The sequence below is a fragment of the Shimia biformata genome (assembly GCF_016888515.1).
Taxonomy (GTDB): domain Bacteria; phylum Pseudomonadota; class Alphaproteobacteria; order Rhodobacterales; family Rhodobacteraceae; genus Shimia_A; species Shimia_A biformata.
Window position 1 is genome coordinate 1,059,300 of record NZ_JAFEJK010000001.1, and the last position, 17,503, is coordinate 1,076,802.

20 protein-coding genes and 1 tRNA gene are annotated in these 17,503 nt (G+C 60.3%); 5 read left to right on the plus strand and 16 right to left on the minus strand.

All coding sequences use genetic code 11. The features are described 5' to 3' along the window. Positions 1 to 28: 28 nt before the first annotated feature. From JQ863_RS05180 to JQ863_RS05225, 10 genes are all read right to left on the minus strand, one after another. A complete protein-coding gene (locus JQ863_RS05180) occupies positions 29 to 520 on the minus strand; it encodes a SixA phosphatase family protein (RefSeq protein WP_204113247.1) in 492 nt (163 codons plus the stop codon). Next, positions 510 to 1,175 carry a ferredoxin gene (locus JQ863_RS05185; RefSeq protein ID WP_204113248.1) on the minus strand — a complete coding sequence of 222 codons (666 nt, stop codon included), beginning with the start codon at positions 1,173 to 1,175 and terminating at the stop codon, positions 510 to 512. Before JQ863_RS05185 ends, JQ863_RS05180 begins: the two co-directional genes overlap by 11 nt. Continuing rightward, positions 1,172 to 1,966 (minus strand): sterol desaturase family protein, encoded by a 795-nt coding sequence (locus JQ863_RS05190; protein ID WP_204113249.1) that lies wholly within the window; start codon positions 1,964 to 1,966, stop codon positions 1,172 to 1,174. The genes JQ863_RS05185 and JQ863_RS05190 overlap by 4 nt, the downstream gene beginning before the upstream one ends. 69 nt (positions 1,967 to 2,035) lie before the next feature. After that, positions 2,036 to 2,899, minus strand: a complete 864-nt coding sequence (gene argB, locus JQ863_RS05195) for an acetylglutamate kinase (protein WP_204113250.1) — start codon at positions 2,897 to 2,899, stop codon at positions 2,036 to 2,038. Positions 2,900 to 2,981: 82 nt separating this feature from the next. After that, a complete protein-coding gene (gene yihA, locus JQ863_RS05200; RefSeq protein ID WP_204113251.1) occupies positions 2,982 to 3,635 on the minus strand; it encodes a ribosome biogenesis GTP-binding protein YihA/YsxC in 654 nt (217 codons plus the stop codon). Further along, on the minus strand, positions 3,635 to 4,381 hold the full coding sequence (locus JQ863_RS05205) for an MOSC domain-containing protein (protein WP_204113252.1): 747 nt from the start codon (positions 4,379 to 4,381) through the stop codon (positions 3,635 to 3,637). Before JQ863_RS05205 ends, yihA begins: the two co-directional genes overlap by 1 nt. Next, positions 4,378 to 6,216 carry a membrane protein insertase YidC gene (gene yidC, locus JQ863_RS05210; protein WP_204113253.1) on the minus strand — a complete coding sequence of 613 codons (1,839 nt, stop codon included), beginning with the start codon at positions 6,214 to 6,216 and terminating at the stop codon, positions 4,378 to 4,380. Before yidC ends, JQ863_RS05205 begins: the two co-directional genes overlap by 4 nt. Before the next feature lie 157 nt (positions 6,217 to 6,373). Further along, positions 6,374 to 7,882 carry a bifunctional diguanylate cyclase/phosphodiesterase gene (locus tag JQ863_RS05215; protein WP_204113254.1) on the minus strand — a complete coding sequence of 503 codons (1,509 nt, stop codon included), beginning with the start codon at positions 7,880 to 7,882 and terminating at the stop codon, positions 6,374 to 6,376. Between the two features lie 71 nt (positions 7,883 to 7,953). Further along, a complete protein-coding gene (gene ttcA / locus JQ863_RS05220) occupies positions 7,954 to 8,820 on the minus strand; it encodes a tRNA 2-thiocytidine(32) synthetase TtcA (protein ID WP_204113255.1) in 867 nt (288 codons plus the stop codon). After that, positions 8,813 to 9,013, minus strand: coding sequence for a hypothetical protein (locus JQ863_RS05225; protein ID WP_204115183.1), 201 nt, complete (start codon positions 9,011 to 9,013; stop codon positions 8,813 to 8,815). Before JQ863_RS05225 ends, ttcA begins: the two co-directional genes overlap by 8 nt. On the opposite strand from JQ863_RS05225, the gene JQ863_RS05230 reads away from it, so the two are divergent. Beyond that, a complete protein-coding gene (locus JQ863_RS05230; RefSeq protein WP_204113256.1) occupies positions 8,919 to 9,446 on the plus strand; it encodes a DUF3833 domain-containing protein in 528 nt (175 codons plus the stop codon). The two genes, JQ863_RS05225 and JQ863_RS05230, sit on opposite strands and share 95 nt — an antisense overlap. Before the next feature lie 49 nt (positions 9,447 to 9,495). On the opposite strand, the gene JQ863_RS05235 is transcribed toward JQ863_RS05230, so the two are convergent. The 4 genes from JQ863_RS05235 to rpmH form a co-directional block, all read right to left on the minus strand. Beyond that, positions 9,496 to 10,005 carry a hypothetical protein gene (locus tag JQ863_RS05235; protein ID WP_204113257.1) on the minus strand — a complete coding sequence of 170 codons (510 nt, stop codon included), beginning with the start codon at positions 10,003 to 10,005 and terminating at the stop codon, positions 9,496 to 9,498. A gap of 141 nt (positions 10,006 to 10,146) precedes the next feature. Further along, a complete protein-coding gene (gene yidD / locus JQ863_RS05240) occupies positions 10,147 to 10,392 on the minus strand; it encodes a membrane protein insertion efficiency factor YidD (protein WP_204113258.1) in 246 nt (81 codons plus the stop codon). Positions 10,393 to 10,423: 31 nt separating this feature from the next. Further along, entirely contained in the window at positions 10,424 to 10,840 is a 417-nt protein-coding gene (gene rnpA / locus JQ863_RS05245; protein ID WP_204113259.1) for a ribonuclease P protein component, read from the minus strand. A 25-nt stretch (positions 10,841 to 10,865) separates the two neighbouring features. Continuing rightward, complete coding sequence (rpmH, locus tag JQ863_RS05250; RefSeq protein WP_089233247.1) at positions 10,866 to 11,000, minus strand: 50S ribosomal protein L34; 135 nt, start codon at positions 10,998 to 11,000, stop codon at positions 10,866 to 10,868. 291 nt (positions 11,001 to 11,291) lie between these two features. Between rpmH and JQ863_RS05255 the strand changes: the two genes are divergently transcribed. From JQ863_RS05255 to JQ863_RS05270, 4 genes are all read left to right on the plus strand, one after another. Beyond that, positions 11,292 to 12,032, plus strand: coding sequence for a TVP38/TMEM64 family protein (locus tag JQ863_RS05255; RefSeq protein ID WP_420826222.1), 741 nt, complete (start codon positions 11,292 to 11,294; stop codon positions 12,030 to 12,032). Next, the gene (locus tag JQ863_RS05260; RefSeq protein WP_204113260.1) at positions 12,029 to 13,447 is read left to right on the plus strand and encodes a dihydrolipoyl dehydrogenase family protein; all 1,419 of its coding nucleotides are present in this window, start codon (positions 12,029 to 12,031) and stop codon (positions 13,445 to 13,447) included. Before JQ863_RS05255 ends, JQ863_RS05260 begins: the two co-directional genes overlap by 4 nt. A 22-nt stretch (positions 13,448 to 13,469) precedes the next feature. Further along, positions 13,470 to 14,858 (plus strand): sensor histidine kinase, encoded by a 1,389-nt coding sequence (locus JQ863_RS05265; RefSeq protein WP_204113261.1) that lies wholly within the window; start codon positions 13,470 to 13,472, stop codon positions 14,856 to 14,858. Between the two features lie 60 nt (positions 14,859 to 14,918). Continuing rightward, positions 14,919 to 14,995 (plus strand) — tRNA-Arg (locus JQ863_RS05270). Positions 14,996 to 15,142: 147 nt separating this feature from the next. Here JQ863_RS05270 and JQ863_RS05275 read toward each other — a convergent pair. Then, on the minus strand, positions 15,143 to 16,639 hold the full coding sequence (locus tag JQ863_RS05275; RefSeq protein WP_204113262.1) for a phosphomannomutase/phosphoglucomutase: 1,497 nt from the start codon (positions 16,637 to 16,639) through the stop codon (positions 15,143 to 15,145). A gap of 29 nt (positions 16,640 to 16,668) precedes the next feature. Continuing rightward, the gene (gene kdsA, locus JQ863_RS05280; RefSeq protein WP_204113263.1) at positions 16,669 to 17,502 is read right to left on the minus strand and encodes a 3-deoxy-8-phosphooctulonate synthase; all 834 of its coding nucleotides are present in this window, start codon (positions 17,500 to 17,502) and stop codon (positions 16,669 to 16,671) included. Position 17,503: the final 1 nt, after the last annotated feature.

A 17,503-nucleotide genomic window follows, 5' to 3' on the forward strand; every position in this document is an offset into this window, starting at 1 on the left:
TTGCGGGTGCCGAGGGGCAGCTACGACTTCAAAGCAATTCGCGCGGAACGACGAAATCGATCACCTCGCCCGCGCCGAAATCAACATCTGCCCAGCGAGTCGCCGCAAAGCGTAACACGGTTGTCGCGCCGGTCGGGTAGTCTAGGAAGCGGCCATGCCAGGGCACGGACATGGCCAGACGCTGTGCCAGATCCCCGATGCCGGGATTGTGCCCGACCATCATGACCTTTGGCTTTGTGGCATCGCTTAGGACCTGCAACATTTGTCGCGCACTTGCATGGTAAAGCTCACTCGTGGTCGTGACCTCGGCCTTGACGGACATCAGGCTCAGCGTCTCACAGGTCCGCGTGGCAGAGGAACATAGCACCTGATCCGGCACGAATCCGTTGTCCCTCAGCCAATGCCCAAGGGCAATGGCAGAAGCCCGTCCACGCGCATTCAGCGGGCGGTCATGGTCGGAGAGGTCAAGCGCGCTCCAACTGGATTTGGCGTGCCGGACAAGGATGAGCTCAAGTGCCATTTTCCAGGAATTGCTCCATGTGATAGGCGGAGTGCCTTTCCTGTCTGCCATACCGGGCGGATGCCGGGCAAGCCCGTCGCACCGCGCACCCGCGCGTGCGGCAGGGATGGGCAACGGAGGTGACGATGTCAGCCTTGCAGGTGCTGACATCATAACCATCGCTTCGCAATGCCCCGACCGGGCAGGCAGATCGGCACGGCTGGGTGCTGCAACTGTCGCAAGGGGACGCGGGCGGCGCGGGCAATGCAATGCGCTGTGGCAGACCCAAAGCCCCGCGGAAAGAGACAAAAAGTCCAGCGCGATCATGCACCAATAAGGAGACCGGTGACGGGTGGCATCGTCTCGTGCGCAAGGCCCAGGAAACGAACGGCATCCAGGGCGGACCATCAAACGGATAGAACGGCGCGGCGCCAAGTGCGGCTCCCATCGACGCCAGAGCCCGGACGGACCAGCGGTCCATTGGGTTGGGCATGTCTTCATCCCATTCGGGCTGGGTTGTGAAATAGCCCCAGAACCCCGGTTCTCTGGGGCCGAACATCAACAGTGTGCCTATCCCGGACAGATGCTCTTCGCCGTTGTCGGGGTGAAATCCACCCAAAACCTCAAGATGCCAGGTCGCAGCCAAACGTTCGATCAGAGGCAGGTCCGGGGTCATTTTCGGCGGAAGGGCAAAACCAGGCTCCAGCCAAGTTTGGACGGCCTGTCGTCCTGCCACTCAAGCCCGATGGTCATGTCCTCATGCCCGCCTTCGGGCTGGGCGACATAGGTCCCGAACACCCGGTCCCAAAGTGACAATGAGAAGCCATAATTGCTGTCATGCTCGTGCCGATGGACGGAGTGGTGGACCCGGTGCATGTCCGGCGTCACTACAACCAGCCGCAAGACCGCATCTATTCCCAGAGGCAGTCGGATATTGGCATGGTTGAACATTGCCGTTCCGTTCAGGATGACCTCAAACAGTACAATGGCAAGGGCGGAGGGGCCAAGAAGATAGACAAGCCCGATCTTCAACAGCATCGACAGGGCAATTTCGATCGGGTGGAAGCGGATTGCGGTGGTGACGTCGATGTCCCGGTCAGCATGATGAACCCGGTGCAGGCGCCACAGGATAGGGACCTTGTGGGTGATCAGGTGCTGCGCCCAGATCGCGAAATCAAGGATCAGGATGGCGGCTGTGACCTCGACCCAGGTGGGCAGGTCCATCTTGTTGAACAGACCCCAACCATTTGCCTCGGCATCCAGCGCCGCACCAACGGCGAGCAGGGGTAAGGCAATGGCCATCAGACGCAATGTCACCGTGTTCAGGATGGTGATTGCCCAATTTGTCAACCAGCGCCTGGCGCGCGGCTGAGTGCGGACACGACGCGGCGCCAAAGTTTCGATGCCGGCGAACAGGACGAACAGGCCGGCAAAGACACCAAGTCGGATCAGGGCTTCGTTTTCCATGAGGCTACCTTAGATTGGGGTTCTGCCTCGTCAATATATTCCTAAACGGGAATATTTAAAAGGCGCAGATCAGTCGCCCCGGATCAGAGAGCCCGCGCCATGTTCGGTGAAGAGTTCTAGCAAACAAGCGTTGGGCGCACGCCCATCCAGAATTACCACCGCCCGCACACCGCCTTCGATCGCGTCCAGCGCGGTTTCGGTCTTGGGGATCATACCGCCCGCAATGACGCCTTCCGTGGTCAGGTCGCGGATCTGTTGCGCTTTGAGCTCGGTGATGACTTCGCCATCGGCGTTCTTTACACCCGCTACGTCGGTCAGCAGCAACAAGCGATCCGCCTTCAACGACGCGGCGATTGCGCCTGCTGCGGTATCCCCGTTGACGTTGAAGGTTTCTCCATTGCGGCCCGCACCCAGCGGGGCAATGACCGGGATCAGGTTCTTGTCAAACAGCGCGTGCAATACCTTGGGGTTCATTTCGGCAGGTGTTCCGACAAAGCCCAAATCGGCATTGGTCTGATCGCACACCATCAGGTTGGCATCCTTGCCCGAGATTCCAATCGCCTTGCCGCCCTGACGGTTGATCGCCTGCACGATGCGCTTGTTCACCAGGCCAGACAGCACCATCTCAACCACTTCGACCGTGGCCTGATCGGTCACGCGCTTGCCGTTCACGAAGCTGGATTCGATCCCCAGCTTGTCCAGCATCGCGTTGATCATCGGCCCACCACCATGCACGATCACCGGGTTCACCCCAACCTGCTGCATCAAGACGACATCGCGGGCAAAGACCTCCATCGCCTCGTCCGAGCCCATCGCGTGACCGCCGAGCTTGATCACGACGATCGCGTCGGTATAGCGCTGCAGGTATGGTACAGCTTGAGACAACGTACGGGCGGTGGCGATCCAGTCGCGATTCATGTCTTGCTTTCTCATGGTTTGGTCCCTTGGGCGTTCATTCGGTTATCCCGAATGACAGTGCGTCACGCAAGAGCTTTGCCCCAGAAGGGGCAACCGATCAGATCAACCCGGCGATGATGGCGCGTAGGGTGGGGATGCCATCGCCCTTTTCAGAGCTGGTCAGTACGATCTCGGGGAAGGCGGCGGGGTGTCTGGACAGGCGTTCGCGCACCTGCTTCAGGACCTTTTCGCGGTCCTTTTCCTTGACCTTGTCGGCCTTGGTCAGCACCGCCTGAAAAGTGACTGCAGATGAGTCGAGCAGCGACATGATCTCTTCGTCCACATCCTTGATCCCGTGACGCGCGTCGATCAGCACGAAGGCGCGGCGCAGGCTGGCACGGCCCGAGAGGTACTGTTTCAGCAATTTCTGCCATTTCTCGATCACCGGTAACGGGGCGTTGGCATAGCCATAGCCCGGCAGGTCGACCAGAAAATGACTGTCGGCCAGGGTAAAGAAGTTGATTTCCTGGGTGCGGCCAGGAGTATTTGATGCGCGGGCCAGCCCCTTGCGGCCGGTCAACGCGTTGATCAGGCTGGACTTCCCGACATTGGAACGACCCGCAAAACAGACTTCGATCCGATCGTCGGCCGGCAGGCCGGACATGGCGACGACACCCTTGAGAAAGTCAGCGTTACTACCCGCAAACAGCTTGCGCCCGGTTTCTCGGGCGAAATCGTCCGGCTCGTCGGCGATGGGGAATGGCAGTTGCATCACAGAACCTCGATCTTGTCGTCTACGGCGATCTGGCCGGACATTGTGACCTCAGCATAGACACCGAAATCCGTGTGGTTCCAGCCCTCTTTGAGGATGCCCAGCGTGTTGGCATCGCGTTTGCCGGTCTCGGGATTGGCGGTGGTCGCAAGGCAACGCCCGATCCGTTCGCGTACAGTCAATTCCGCGCCACCAATCCGCAGGCTCTTGCCGATCCAGTCGAATTCCTCCCACGGGGCGGCGCCATCGAACAGGATGTTGCCACGCCAGCGCAGGGGCGACAGGCTGCGCCCCAGACGACCCTCGACTGCGCGGTGCGAGGCAAGGTTGTTCAATGCGATGGACGGAAAATTCGTGTCCGTCATCCCGCGCCCCGGTACCCGGATCAGCCGGGTTGAGGCCGCCCGATCCTGGGGCATCAGCGGGCGAACCCAGTCCAGGAAGGCCGCTGCATCGCCATCCGGGTCGAAAGTCAGGTCAGGTCGATCAGGATGCGACAGCGTCACGGTATTGGCAGCAAGATCGCTTTGCGCCGCGACCGCCATGAGTTCCGGCGCCTTGGCCCCGCGCGAGAAATTGGCGCAGGGCACCCATTCCGATCCGTCAGCTTTCGACGCCTCATGCGCGACCGCCCACCGGCGGTCCCATGGCAGGGTCCGGCCTTTGGTCAGCGTCACATGATCCAGCGGCTCGCGGCCATGGGCCTTGATTGGATGCCGCCAGATCTGAGCGATGCGGATGGTCATTTCCCGGCCTTTTTCGGGGCCTTCTTGTCGCGCTTGAAGCTTTCGCGGATATTGCCGAACACGTCCGGTTTATAGCCGTGACTGCGCATGATCGCGTATTGCTGGATGAAGGTGATCGTGTTGTTGGCAATCCAGTAGATCACCAGACCGCTTGCGAACGAGCCCAGCATGAACATGAACACCCAAGGCATCCATGCAAAGATCATCTTCTGCGTCGGGTCCGTGGGCGCCGGGTTCAGCTTCTGTTGCAGCCACATCGAAATCCCCAGAAGGATTGGCAGGATGCCAAGGCTGAAGATGAAGAACAGCGAACCGGGTTCGGGTGTCGCAAAGGGCAGAAGGCCAAACAGGTTCAGGATCGACGACGGGTCCGGCGCGGACAGGTCGGTGATCCAGCCGATCCAGGGGGCGTGGCGCAGTTCAAGCGTGACGAAGATCACCTTGTAGAGCGAGAAGAAGATCGGGATCTGTATCAGGATTGGCAGGCAGCCCGAGGCCGGGTTTACCTTCTCCTTCTTATATAGCTCCATCATCGCCTGCTGCATCTTCTGGCGATCGTCTCCGGCCTGCTCCTTGATTTTCTCCATCTGCGGCTGAAGCTCTTTCATCTTCGCCATGGAGGCATAGGACTTGTAGGCCAGCGGGAAAACGATGGCTTTGATCAGGATGGTCAGACCGATGATCGCCCAGCCCATGTTGCCGATCAGACCATTGAGCCAGTGCAGGGTGGCAAAGATCGGCTTGGTCAGGAAGAAGAACCAGCCCCAGTCGATCGAGTCGAGGAAACCGGTGACGCCACCTTCGTTCTGGTACGCGCGGATCGTGGCCCATTCCTTGGCGCCGGCAAACAGTTGGCTTTCTGCGGTGACGGTCTGGCCCGGGGCCAGCGTCTGGGTCGGCATCACGGCCTCGGTTTGATAGATGTCGCGCGACTCGTCATATTTGGCGACCGCCTTGAACGCGGTGCCCTGCGCGGGAATCAGGGTCGCCATCCAGTAATGGTCGGTCCAGCCGATCCAGCCGCTTTCGGTTACCTGTGTGACCTCGGCCAACGCACCTTCGCGCTGGTTAAAGTCGAATTCGGTCACTTTTTTGTAGCTTGTCTCAGTCAGCTCTCCATCGGCCATTTGCACGAGCCCCTCGTGCAGAATGAAGAATTTTTTGAGGTCCGGCGGGGTGCCGTGGCGGGCAAGAATGCCGTAGGGGGCCAGAGACACGGTGCCGGCACCGGTGTTTTCGACACTTTGTTTGACCGAGAACATGTAGTTCTGATCGACCGAGATTTCGCGGCGGAAGGTCAGGCCCTGACCGTTGTCCCAGACCAGCGTCACCGGCGCCGTTTCGGTCAGGGTGTCATTGCCTTCAACCGTCCAGCCTGTGTTGGCGCCGGGGACTGCGTCCAGCGTCAGACCCTGGCCAGGGGCCCAACCATAAAGCGCATAGAAGGCATGTGGTTTGCCCAAAGGATTGAGGAAATGCACGATATCGGCGTCTGCCTCAAGCGTCTCGCGATAATCTTTCAGCGACAGGTCGTCGATACGGCCGCCGGTCAGCGCAATCGACCCTTTGACGCGGTCGGTTTCGATCGCGATACGCGGTGCATCGGCTGCCGGGTCCACCGTGGTTTCGGTGGTCGGCGTGGTGCCTGGGGCGGCGCTGGGGGCCGCAGCGACGCTGGGTGTTGTCACATCAGCCGTCGCCGCTTCGGTCGCCCCGGCAACGGCATTGGGATCGGTTGCCTGAGGTTCGGGTGGCGGGAACAGAAGAAACCATACCAGGATCACAGCGAAGCTGAGCGCGGTCGCGAGGATGAGGTTCTTGTTCTGATCGTCCATAGCCGAAGGCCGCCTGTCCTTGTCAAAGTTCAGGCTGGTTCAACAGAGGTGAGGGCCAAAGGTCAAGTGGATTATGGCCTGAGACCGGGTCACAGGCGGGAAACCGGGCTTTGCTGAGGGAAATCGCAAGGCTGAGGTCTCAATCCGTTGACAAAGCCTATCCGGTGCGACGGACAAGGCCCGTCGCTTCGGGTAGTTCGGCGTGCCATCGGCGAATCCAATCCACCGTTTCGGCAAGCGGCATCGGGCGTGCGATATGAAACCCCTGCACATGGCCTATCCTAAGCTGGGCAAGTGTCGCGTGTTCCCCTTGGGTTTCGACGCCTTCAGCCAGCGTGTCTATGCCCAGCCTGATCGCCAGGGACAGAATGGCATGGATCATTCTGCGCTGATCTTGATCGAGGTCGACGCGATAGACGTATGACCGATCGATCTTGACTCGCTTGACCGGAAACCGCCGTAAAGCGGCAATCGAGGCATGGCCGGTGCCGAAGTCATCAAGGTCGATGCCACACCCAAGCGCCGCCAATTTGCGCAGGTTCACCAGTTTGGGGTCAGTTTCGCCATGGCCGATGACTGATTCAAGGATTTCCACCGACAGCCGATCCGGGGTCAGCCCGTGCCGGTCCAGTTCAAATCCGATCCGGTCGGCGAGGCTGGTGTCGTTCAGCTCGGTCGGTGAGAGGTTCACCGACACATGCGGCACCTTCAGGCCGGCGCTGTCCCAATAGCCCACAGCTTGCAATGCTTCGCCCAGCATGATGTCAGCCAGCAGCACGGACTGGCCGTTTGCTTCCAGAGTTTGCAGGAATTGCCCAGGGGGAAGAATGCCAAGCGACGGGTGGTGCCAACGTGCCAGTGCTTCGAACCCGGTCACTTCGCCCGTGTCGGTCGAGACCTGAGGCTGAAACCACGCTTTGATCTGTCCGCATTTCAGGGCCTCGACAGCATCTCTGTCCAACGCATCGCGCGTGTCCTGCCTGCGTACCAGTTTCGGCGAAAACGCCCGAATACCAGACGGACCGACGTGCCGCGCCTCGGTCAAGGCAAGCTCGCAGGCGGCAATTACTTTGGCGGGTGGCGCCCCCGGCAGGGTGGCGCTGCGGCAAATGCCGACCGAGCAGGTGACAAAGGCGTTGCCGGTGCCGATGCGGATGGGTTCCTCAATTGCGGCGAGGATTCGGTTCGCAAAGCGTATGGACGCCCCCAATTTCAGTTTTTTCCCGGGTTCCGGTAGTACTGCAAATACAGTCGGGCGGTGATTCAGAAGGCAGTCGCCATCGCGCAATTGGCTGGCAAGTCGTGCGCGGATCCGGGCCGTTATCCGTTCCGCTGCCGATTTGCCCTGGCGCGCGGCAATGGCGTCTATGTCATCAATCTGAAACAGGAATAGCGCGGTTTCCTGCCCTTGTGACGAGGCGCGTGAAAACAGCGTGTCGACCATGGCAGGCAGGGAAGGGCTTTGCCGGTTTTCAATTGCCGGGCGGATTTCGCGCCGGGTCGTCAGGTGACCGACCGCCAGCCCCACCGGAATAGCCAAGCTCGCAACAAGCAGGCCAATCGCCCTCATGCCGGTGACAGCGGCAACAAGTACCAAGGGGCAGAGGGTCAGAGCCAGCAGCGCCAGCTTGCGCGGCAAGTGCGAAGTTTTTTCTGTGTCCGGCAAGCCCGTGCCCCCTTGTCGTGTGGATCATCCACGATTCGGGAACAAGTTAGGAACACTTCCTGATCAGCCGGTTAACGCAGGCGCGGAATACCGTCTGTCTCGGCGGCTTCTGCCGTCCCGCGCATGAGCCCGGCAAAGTCAAAAAGTTTGGGGTCCAGCATGTGGCTGGGGCGGATGTTCATCAGCGCACGGAACATGACCTGCCGACGTCCTGGGCTGTTTTTCTCCCATCCGTCAAGGATTTGCTTGACCTGCTGGCGCTGCAACCCGTCCTGCGAGCCGCACAGGTCGCAAGGTATGATCGGATAGTTCATCGCCCGGGCAAATTTTTCGCAATCTTCTTCGGCAACATGTGCCAGCGGGCGATAGACAAACAGATCGCCTTCTTCGTTGACCAGTTTCGGCGGCATTGTCGCAAGCCGTCCGCCATGAAAGAGGTTCATGAAAAAGGTTTCCAGGATGTCGTCGCGGTGATGGCCAAGCACCACCGCCGAACATCCCTCTTCCCGCGCAATTCTGTAAAGGTTCCCGCGGCGCAACCTTGAACACAGCGCGCAATATGTCCGGCCCTGCGGCACCTTGTCTTTCACGATAGAATAGGTGTCCTGATACTCGATCCGGTGGGGAACACCCATCTTTTCCAGGAATTCCGGCAGAACGGTGGCGGGGAAACCGGGCTGTCCCTGGTCAAGGTTGCAGGCCAGCAGCTCGACCGGCAACAGGCCGCGCCACTGCAATTCGTGCAGAACTGCCAGAAGCGTATAGCTGTCCTTCCCTCCCGACAGACACACCAACCACCGCGCGCCACGTTCGATCATGCCATATTGTTCGATCGCATCACGCGTATGGCGCACGATGCGTTTGCGCAGCTTCTTGAAGCTGGCGGTCGAAGGGGCGCCATGAAACAGCGGGTGGATATCGTCAAGATCGTCAAGCATGGGCGGCATGTGCCACAAAAGCGGTATCAAATCCAGAACGGAAACTCATCCGGGCGGCGCTGCGCAGCGTAATCCTTGAAAAACCAAAAGGATCGATCATGCGTTTGATGGCTATTTTGATGCTGGTGCTGCTTTCTGCCTGTGGCAGGCCGTCTCTTGGAGATGCCGCACTTTCACGCAACCAGTTGAACATAGAGGATTTCTTTGTGGGTCATACGGTCGCTCACGGCCAGTTCCAGGACGTGTTCGGCACGGTTCGCGAGAGGTTTCGGGTTGAGATCAACGGGACATGGGACGGACGTGTCCTGACCCTGATCGAGGATTTCGTCTATTCCGACGGGCGCGAAGAGCAGCGCATCTGGACCCTGACAAAGACCGGAGATCAGACCTGGGAGGGAATGGCGCCCGGTGTGCAGGGGGTCGCCAAAGGCGAGGAACGAGGCGATGCTTTCAACTGGACCTATATTATCGACCTGCCTCTGGCCGAAGGCGACACCATGCGCGTGGCATTCGATGACTGGATGTGGCTTCTGAGCGAGGACCGGTTGCTCAATCGGGCCTATATGTCTCGTTTCGGGGTGCCGCTGGGCGAAGTGTTGATAACTTTCGAAAAGCACGGGACATAGCGGGTCATCCGGGCGGCCACGCCGCCCGGAGCTTTGACTTTCCGTGAGATTATTGACCTTCGACGGCCTTGGTGGTGCAGTCACGCGCCATCTCGATTGCTTTGTAGGTTCCCGAGAGGTCTACAATGAACGAGTATTCCTTCTCGGGGAAAACAACCATTTTGTACTGTTTCTGGATGTCTTCGACGAACTGCGGGTCGTCGGACAGGACATATCCGCCGGAGTAGCCCTTGGTGATATTGCCGCGCATTCCCGTGGCTTCGCCAATATAGAGTTTGTCGCCCAGCAGGATTGCCACAGCTTCCTTCGAGTCGCGCTTGATGCCGGTCTCGGCCTGCGTGAAGACGCCGACATAGGCGACGTCGCGTTCTTGCGTCAGACCCATCTGAACAACATTTCCGGCGTCGTCCGACGACTCTATCATGCAGGTCATTTTCTCGGTGTCGGTAAAGACATTCCAGCCTTCGCTTTGACCAAACAGTTTGAAATGGCCGTCCGCGGCGGCGGCCTGGGCCGTCACCACGATCAGAGAAAGGACGGCAAGAGAGTGTTTCAGCATCAGATATTCCCCTGTTGAAATCCAAAAATGAAATGTGCAGTCAACAGGTAGGGTGCGGGTGCTTTCCTGTCCAGCCGGGACAGAGGGTGACGTCTGGCGTGCGCGGAAAGGTGCCAGACCACTATTCGCCGTGTTGCCGTTTCAAGTTCGATCGTCGGGTTTCTTGGGATCGGGCACCGGGTCATAGCCGTCTCCGCCCAACGGGTGGCAGCGCCCGATGCGCTTGGCCGTCAACCAACTGCCTTTGATTGCGCCATGCTTTTCCAGCGCCTCAAGCGCATAGGCGGAGCAGGTCGGCTGATAGCGGCAGTTGAAGCCGACCCAGGGCGAAAACACCAGCCGATAGAAGCGGACGGGCAAGGCGGCGATATGGGCAAGCGGGCTCATGGGAGCAATCTAGGGTGTCCGGGCCTGGAAATTAAGTGCCGTGCAGCTTTTTCAGCGCATAGCGCAGATCACCCAAGAGGGCCTCGAAGTCGCGAGTGGCTGTGTCGCCCGCGCGACCGATCAACACATAGTCCCAGCCCGGCTTGCCATGGCTGGGAAGGATTGCCCGCGCAACCTCTCGCAGGCGGCGCTTGGCGCGATTGCGGGCAACGGCGTTGCCGACTTTCTTAGAACAGGTAAACCCGACGCGGATCGCCTGCGGGTCGGCCCGCTCTCCTTCGCGGCGTTTGCGTGCCTGAACCATCATGCCTTTGGTGCCCTGCCGTTTTGCACGTGCGGCAGACAGGAAATCGGCGCGGGTTTTCAGGACCTCAAGACAAACGGACACCGCCGGGGGCGTATTCCCTTGACTGGCCTCGCCAATCTCAGGAGCCTCCGGCGGTGTCATGTCCGTCAGAACGTTGTCGGTGAGCTTAGGCGCTCAGCGACTTGCGACCGCGTGCGCGGCGTGCGTTCAGAATCTTGCGGCCACCTTTGGTAGCCATACGTGCGCGGAACCCGTGGCGGCGTTTGCGGACCAGGTTCGAGGGTTGATAGGTGCGTTTCATCGCTCCGTCTCCGTCTTTCGGGCAACCATCGCGGAATCGCGGACGCCCAAGTGGTGTTCGAAGCCCGGTCTATAGGCGGGGCCGGACACCTTGTCAAACGCCCATCGACCGGAATTGCAACAAAATCCGCGCAATCGGTGGCCAATGTTTCAAAAAACCCTGGCTGACGCCGGGGTGAACCAGTGAAATTGTCACGGAAACCACCGTCGCGATCAACCACACGTGAGGGGTCTGTTGTTTTGCAGGCCCCTGCCGCATGTTGAGGGGGAAATGGCGGGAAAGACCAAAGACATGACAAGTATGACAGAGCCGCAAACGCGTTCTGCGGGGATGTGGCCGCGCGCGCTGCCGATTGCAACGATACTCATCGTGGCGGTGCTGGGTTACGTTCTGTTTCGCGACTCGCTCAGCTTTGAGGCCCTCAGCGCCCATAGAGAGCGGGCGCTGGCATTCCGGGATGCACATTACGTCTGGGCGGCGCTTGGGTTCGTTGCGGCCTATGTGGTGATTGTCGCCTTTTCTCTGCCCGGTGCGCTGGTGGCTTCGCTGACCGGCGGGTTCCTGTTTGGCATGTTTCCCGGCACGCTGTTCAACATGGTGGCCGCGACGGTCGGGGCAACGGTGATCTTTCTTGCTGCCCGCTGGGGATTGGGGGCGCATCTGGCGGCCCGTATGGATGCGTCCGACGGGCGGATCAAGCGGTTGAAACAAGGGATCGACGAGAACCAGTGGTCGATGCTGTTTCTGATCCGGCTGGTGCCGGTGGTGCCGTTCTTTGTTGCCAACCTGATCCCGGCGCTGGTCGGGGTGCCGCTGATGCGGTTCGTGGTCTCGACCTTCCTTGGCATCATCCCCGGCGCGCTGGTCTATACCTCGGTCGGGGCCGGGTTGAGCGAAGTGTTCGAGCGGGGCGAGAGCCCGAACCTCGGCATTCTTTTTGAACCTCACATCCTGTTGCCGATCCTTGGACTGTGCGTATTGGCAGCTTTGCCAATGCTTCTGAGGGTGCTGCGCGGAGACAAACGCCCATGACCCCGATCAAAACCGATCTTCTGGTCATTGGCGCCGGCTCCGGTGGCCTGTCCGTCGCGGCGGGTGCGGTTCAGATGGGCGCCGATGTCGTGCTGCTGGAAGGGCACCGGATGGGCGGGGACTGCCTGAACTACGGCTGCGTTCCGTCAAAGGCGCTGATCGCCAGCGGCAAGGCGGCTTATGCCCAGTCTCATGGCCAGCCCTACGGAATCACCGATGTTGCACCTGCCGTCGACTACGCCGCGGCACAGACCCACGTCGCCGACGTGATCGCCCAGATCGAACCCCACGATTCGGTTGAACGCTTCGAGGGGCTAGGCGTCCGTGTCATTACCGAGTTTGGCAGCTTCCTGTCCCCGACCGAAGTTCAGGCTGGCGACCATGTGATCACCGCGCGGCGCATCGTGATTGCCACGGGGTCTTCCCCATTGGTGCCGCCGATCCCGGGGCTGGATCAGGTGCCCTACCTGACAAATGAAACCCTGTGGCAACTGCGCGAACGACCCGACCACCTGCTGATCGTCGGTGGTGGGCCGATCGGAATTGAGATGGCGCAGGCGCATCGGCGGCTGGGTTGCAAGGTTACCGTGATCGAGGGCGAAACCGCGCTGGGCCGCGATGACCCGGAGATGTCGGCTTTCGTTCTGGATGCTTTGCGCGAAGAAGGCGTCGAGATCGCCGAGAGTGCGATGGCGGCCGAGGTTTCCACGACTGGCGCGCAGATTACCGTCACGAGCAAAGACGGGCGCAGTTTTGCCGGATCGCACCTTCTGGTCGCCGTGGGGCGCAGGCCCAATATCGCCCGTCTGGACCTTGCCAAGGCCGGGATAGAAACCGAACGCGGCGCGATCCGTGTTGATGACAGCCTGAAGACCACGAACCGCCGGGTCTATGCCATCGGGGATGTGGCGGGCGGGCTGCAGTTTACCCATGTCGCGGGCTATCACGCGGGGGTCATCATCCGCTCGGCGCTGTTCGGGTTACCGTCGAAAGCGACAACCGCCCACATTCCCCGTGCCACTTACACCGACCCGGAACTGGCGCAGGTCGGCCTGACCGAGGCCGAAGCCCGCGCCGCCCACGGCGACCGACTTGAGGTGGTGAGGTTCGATTTCAGCGGCAACGACCGCCTGATTGCCGAACGCAAGGCCAGGGGGATGATAAAACTGATGGTGGTCAAGGGGCGTCCGGTCGGCGTTTCCATTGCCGGTCCGCAGGCCGGGGAATTGTCCAACCTCTGGTCGATGGTCATCGCCAACAAACTGAAGCTATCCGCCGTCGCCGCCATGGTCTCGCCCTATCCGACAGTGGGTGAGATTAACAAACGTGTTGCGGGGGCCTATTTCTCGCCAAGGCTGTTTGATAGCGCTATGGTAAAGCGGGTGGTGGGGCTGGTGCAGCGCTGGCTGCCGTGACGCACAAGGACCAAGGGCCGCAATGCTGAATACCCTTTCTGGCCGTTTCCTGATCCTGACCGTGATCTTCGTCATGCTTGCCGAGGTCATGATCTTCGTGCCGTCGATTGCTCGGTTCCGAGAGGATTTCTTGCTGTCGCGGCTGGAGCGGGCACAGATCGCGTCTCTGGCGCTTCTGGCCGATGACATGATCGACGCCGAACTTGAGGCGGAGCTGCTCCGAAATGCCGAGGTGATGAACGTCGTCCTGCGGCGTGACGAGATGCGGCAACTGATCCTGTCCTCGCCAATACCTGCGCCGATTCACGTCACCTTCGACATGCGCGATGCTACGGCGGCCGAGTTGATCCGGGATGCGATGGTGCGCCTGTTTGACAATGAAGATCGGATCATTCGGGTGATCGGGTCGCCGGTGCGCGAGGCCGGTCTGCTGATCGAGGTCACCATGCACACGGATGGGCTGCGCGCGGCGATGATCGACTACGGGCTGCGCATCCTGGTCCTGTCGGCAGTGATCTCGGTCTTCACGGCCGTTCTGCTGTTCATGGCTGTGCGCGTTCTTCTGGTGCGTCCGATCAAGGGGGTGGTTCGGTCAATGAAAACCTATGCCCATGCGCCGGAAGACGCCCGTAGCGTGATCAAACCCTCCGCCGGAGTGCGAGAGCTGCGAGAGGCGGAAGAGGCTTTGGCGGCCCTGCAAACCGAACTGACCCACTCCCTGAAACAGAAGGAACGGCTGGCCCAGCTTGGTGGCGCGGTGGCCAAGGTTAGCCATGACCTGCGCAACATCCTGACCTCGGCGCAACTGTTCACCGACCGCATCGAGATGAGCGAGGACCCCACCGTCAAGCGCATGGCGCCCAAGCTGGTCAATTCGATCAGCCGCGCGGTGAACCTATGCGAAACCACGCTGGCCTTCGGCAAGGCCGAAGAACCGGCGCCTAAGCTGACCCATCTGGTGTTGATGGACGTAGTCGAGGACGTCGTCGCGTCAGAGCGGCTGGCGGTCGGGGACAGCGATGTGTCCTTCGCCGAGGATATCCCGGCGGGTCTGATGCTGCGCGCCGACCCTGAGCAGCTCTACCGCGTTCTGTTCAATCTCGTGCGCAATGCACGACAGGCGATTGTCGCCAACGGTAAGCCGGGCGAAATCTCGATTTCCGCCCACGAAGAGGACGAGGCATGGTTCATCCGAGTCCATGATACCGGGCCCGGCCTTCCCCCGAAAGCCCGCGAACATCTGTTCACCCCGTTCCAGGGCGGCGCACGTAAGGGCGGCGCGGGGCTTGGCCTTGCGATTTCGGCGGAACTGATCCGCGGGCATGGCGGAACGTTGATGCTGACCGAGACCGGACCCGGCGGCACCCGCTTTGAAATCTGCCTTCCGAAAGGAGAATTGGCGGGCATGTGAGTTTTTTCCAAAAGGGGTCTTGCAACTCGCCGAATCTGGATATACTTCACGCTCCACCGCGCTCTGGTAGCTCAGCTGGATAGAGTACTTGACTACGAATCAAGGGGTCGGGGGTTCGAATCCTCCCCAGAGCGCCATTTTTTTTCCGCACGTTAACCTGACGCATCACTCACCTGAATGGTGTCGTCGTGCATACCTGATGGTCGTTGGCAGACACATTGATCTGCATAGAAAAAGGGCCACGCGTTGCGTGGCCCGTTATTGGTGTTGCTGATCAGACCTGATCAGAACGTCTGATCATAATCCCCAACCGAGGGCTCCGTCCGGATCACAGCGTCAAGATCGGCAAAGATCGCGCGCAGCTCGTCCTCGCTTTCCGGGCTTTCACAAACGACCACAAGGTTCGGGGTGTTTGACGACGCCCGCACAAGGCCCCAACCGCCATTGTCCAGGATCACCCGCGCGCCGTTTACAGTCACCACCTGCGCGATCTTGCGACCGCCAAGCGTGCCGCCCTCGTTGTGGCGCTGAACCAGTTTCTGGACGATGCGCTTCAGCACGTCGTATTTCTCGGTATCGTCGCACCAAGGCGACATGGTCGGGGTGGAATAGGTCTTGGGCAACGCTTTTCTGAGATCCGACATCGACTTGTCGGGGTTGCGGTCCATCAGTTTGCAGATTTCAACGGCAACCCGCATGCCGCAGTCATAGCCGCGGCCCACGGGTTCGGCGAGGAAGTAGTGGCCCGACTTTTCGAACCCGGCCAGCGCGCCGATTTCCTTGACCCGCCGCTTCATATGGCTGTGACCGGTTTTCCAATAATCCGCCTTTGCGCCATTGGCCTTCAATTCCGGGTCCGACGCAAACAAGCCGGTTGATTTCACGTCTGCCACGAAGGTCGCGTTCGGATAAATCTTGGACAGGTCGCGCGCCATGATGACGCCCACCTTGTCGGCAAAAATTTCCTCGCCCTCGTCATCCACCACGCCGCATCGATCGCCGTCCCCGTCAAAGCCAAGCGCCATGTCCGCGCCCGACGCCTTCACGCTGTCGGACATGTCATGCAGCATTTCCATGGCTTCGGGGTTCGGGTTGTAGTGGGGAAAGGTATAGTCCAGCCGGGTGTGGCTGGGTACGACCTCAACCCCAATGCGTTCAAATATCTCTGGGGCAAAGGCAGAGGCGGTGCCGTTACCGGTGGCGCAGACCACCTTCAGCGGGCGCGACATTTTGAAATCGCCGACCAGGTCATCGATGTAGGCTTCTTTGACACCCGCGACGGTCTCATAGGACCCACCGGGCGCGGGCTCGCCCTTGCCGTTCAGGACGATGTCGCGGAGTTCCGCCATCTCGTCCGGACCATGGGTCAGCGGGCGTTCAAACCCCATCTTGACCCCGGTCCAGCCGTTGGGGTTGTGGCTGGCAGTCACCATGGCTACTGCGGGAGCGTCCAGGTGGAACTGGGCAAAATAGGCCATAGGAGACACGGCCGGGCCAATGTCACGCACCCGGATCCCGGCCTGCATCAGGCCGATAATCAGTGCTTGTTTGATTGCCAGTGAATAGTCGCGATAGTCGTTGGCGACAACGATCTCGGGTTTGATCCCGCGGGTTCGAATCTGGGTGCCCAAACCAAGGCCAAGGGCGGTCATGCCGGGCAGGTTGATTTCCTCCGGGAAGCGCCAGCGGGCGTCGTATTCGCGGAAGCCCGTCGGTTTGATCATTGGGTCGCGGAGAAACTCCCAGGTGTTGGGGGTCACCTCGGCAATCGGTTTGGTCATTGGAAAATGCCTTTTGTCTTGTCGGACGTTCAGATGGCAATCGGGTTGGCCTTGGCCAGCCGGTCAAATGCCATCAAGGTTTCGATCAGAGCGGGCATCTGCTCCAGCGGGATCATGTTCGGCCCGTCCGAAGGCGCATTGTCGGGGTCTTCGTGGGTTTCGATAAAGACCGACGCAATCCCCAGGCTGACGGCAGCGCGCGCCATGACCGGCGCGAATTCGCGCTGACCGCCGGAACTGCCACCCTGACCGCCGGGCTGCTGCACCGAATGGGTGGCATCCATCACGACGGGGTAACCGGTCTTGGCCATACGGGGCAAGGCGCGCATGTCGGCGACAAGGGTGTTATAGCCAAAAGACGTGCCCCGTTCGGTCAAAAGAATCTTGTCATTTCCAGTGCTTTCCACCTTCGAGACCACGTTGTCCATGTCCCAGGGCGCCAGGAACTGTCCCTTCTTGACGTTGATGACTGCGCCGGTTCGTCCAGCGGCCAGTAGAAGGTCCGTCTGGCGGCACAGGAAGGCTGGAATCTGCAGGATGTCGCAGGCTTCGGCTGCGGCGGCGCACTGGGCCTCGGTGTGAATGTCGGTCAGCGTTGGTACACCGATTGCCTTGCCGACGCTCTGCAGCACTTTCAGGCCTTCGTCGATGCCCAGACCCCGCTTGCCCGAAAGCGATGTCCTGTTGGCCTTGTCGTAGCTGGCCTTGAAGACATATTGCGCGCCTGCCGCGTCGCAGGCTTCCTTCATCTTGCCCGCAATCATCTGGGCATGGGTTTCACTCTCAAGCTGGCAGGGGCCGGCAATCACGGTGAGCGGCAAATCGTTTCCGACGGTCAGACCGCCGACAGGGACGTGTTTCATG

Excerpts from the sequence above, each read along its gene's own strand:
- JQ863_RS05180 (WP_204113247.1), bottom strand. The coding sequence starts at position 520 with ATGGCACTTGAGCTCATCCTTGTCCGGCACGCCAAATCCAGTTGGAGC.
- JQ863_RS05185 (WP_204113248.1), bottom strand. The coding sequence starts at position 1,175 with ATGACCCCGGACCTGCCTCTGATCGAACGTTTGGCTGCGACCTGGCAT.
- JQ863_RS05190 (WP_204113249.1), bottom strand. The coding sequence starts at position 1,966 with ATGGAAAACGAAGCCCTGATCCGACTTGGTGTCTTTGCCGGCCTGTTC.
- argB (WP_204113250.1), bottom strand. The coding sequence starts at position 2,899 with ATGAGAAAGCAAGACATGAATCGCGACTGGATCGCCACCGCCCGTACG.
- yihA (WP_204113251.1), bottom strand. The coding sequence starts at position 3,635 with ATGCAACTGCCATTCCCCATCGCCGACGAGCCGGACGATTTCGCCCGA.
- JQ863_RS05205 (WP_204113252.1), bottom strand. The coding sequence starts at position 4,381 with ATGACCATCCGCATCGCTCAGATCTGGCGGCATCCAATCAAGGCCCAT.
- yidC (WP_204113253.1), bottom strand. The coding sequence starts at position 6,216 with ATGGACGATCAGAACAAGAACCTCATCCTCGCGACCGCGCTCAGCTTC.
- ttcA (WP_204113255.1), bottom strand. The coding sequence starts at position 8,820 with ATGCTTGACGATCTTGACGATATCCACCCGCTGTTTCATGGCGCCCCT.
- JQ863_RS05230 (WP_204113256.1), top strand. The coding sequence starts at position 8,919 with ATGCGTTTGATGGCTATTTTGATGCTGGTGCTGCTTTCTGCCTGTGGC.
- JQ863_RS05225 (WP_204115183.1), bottom strand. The coding sequence starts at position 9,013 with ATGTTCAACTGGTTGCGTGAAAGTGCGGCATCTCCAAGAGACGGCCTG.
- JQ863_RS05235 (WP_204113257.1), bottom strand. The coding sequence starts at position 10,005 with ATGCTGAAACACTCTCTTGCCGTCCTTTCTCTGATCGTGGTGACGGCC.
- yidD (WP_204113258.1), bottom strand. The coding sequence starts at position 10,392 with ATGAGCCCGCTTGCCCATATCGCCGCCTTGCCCGTCCGCTTCTATCGG.
- rnpA (WP_204113259.1), bottom strand. The coding sequence starts at position 10,840 with ATGACACCGCCGGAGGCTCCTGAGATTGGCGAGGCCAGTCAAGGGAAT.
- rpmH (WP_089233247.1), bottom strand. The coding sequence starts at position 11,000 with ATGAAACGCACCTATCAACCCTCGAACCTGGTCCGCAAACGCCGCCAC.
- JQ863_RS05255 (WP_420826222.1), top strand. The coding sequence starts at position 11,292 with ATGACAAGTATGACAGAGCCGCAAACGCGTTCTGCGGGGATGTGGCCG.
- JQ863_RS05260 (WP_204113260.1), top strand. The coding sequence starts at position 12,029 with ATGACCCCGATCAAAACCGATCTTCTGGTCATTGGCGCCGGCTCCGGT.
- JQ863_RS05265 (WP_204113261.1), top strand. The coding sequence starts at position 13,470 with ATGCTGAATACCCTTTCTGGCCGTTTCCTGATCCTGACCGTGATCTTC.
- JQ863_RS05275 (WP_204113262.1), bottom strand. The coding sequence starts at position 16,639 with ATGACCAAACCGATTGCCGAGGTGACCCCCAACACCTGGGAGTTTCTC.
- kdsA (WP_204113263.1), bottom strand. The coding sequence starts at position 17,502 with ATGAAACACGTCCCTGTCGGCGGTCTGACCGTCGGAAACGATTTGCCG.